The 508-nt window shown below is 59.4% G+C and carries 1 pseudogene; it reads left to right on the top strand.

Features of this window, described 5'->3' with window-relative positions:
* Nucleotide 1: 1 nt before the first annotated feature.
* Nucleotides 2-508, top strand: a pseudogene (locus tag ACIPLA_RS27600) (ATPase domain-containing protein); the annotation flags it as partial.

Here is a 508-nt window from a genome sequence, read left to right as displayed (position 1 = left end):
AGCCGTAATGCGTATGGGCGATCAGGACCGTCAGGCGATCCCGGCTATTTCCACTGGCTCTCTGGGTCTGGATATCGCGCTCGGCATTGGCGGTCTGCCAAAAGGCCGTATCGTTGAGATCTACGGTCCTGAATCCTCCGGTAAAACCACCCTGACACTGTCGGTGATCGCCCAGGCTCAAAAAGCCGGCGCGACCTGCGCATTCGTCGACGCCGAACACGCCCTCGACCCTGAGTACGCCGGCAAATTGGGCGTCAACGTCGACGACCTGCTGGTTTCCCAGCCGGACACCGGCGAGCAAGCCCTGGAAATCACCGACATGCTGGTGCGTTCCAACGCGGTTGACGTGATCATCGTCGACTCCGTGGCTGCTCTGGTGCCGAAGGCTGAAATCGAAGGCGAAATGGGCGACATGCACGTGGGCCTGCAAGCCCGTCTGATGTCCCAGGCGCTGCGTAAAATCACCGGTAACATCAAGAACGCCAACTGCCTGGTGATATTCATCAAC

Origin of the sequence: Pseudomonas sp. NPDC086112, assembly GCF_044746425.1 — a bacterium.
Taxonomy (GTDB): Bacteria; Pseudomonadota; Gammaproteobacteria; order Pseudomonadales; family Pseudomonadaceae; genus Aquipseudomonas.
The sequence above is the reverse complement of the archived record's forward strand: the minus strand, read 5'-3'. Positions and strand labels throughout refer to the sequence as shown.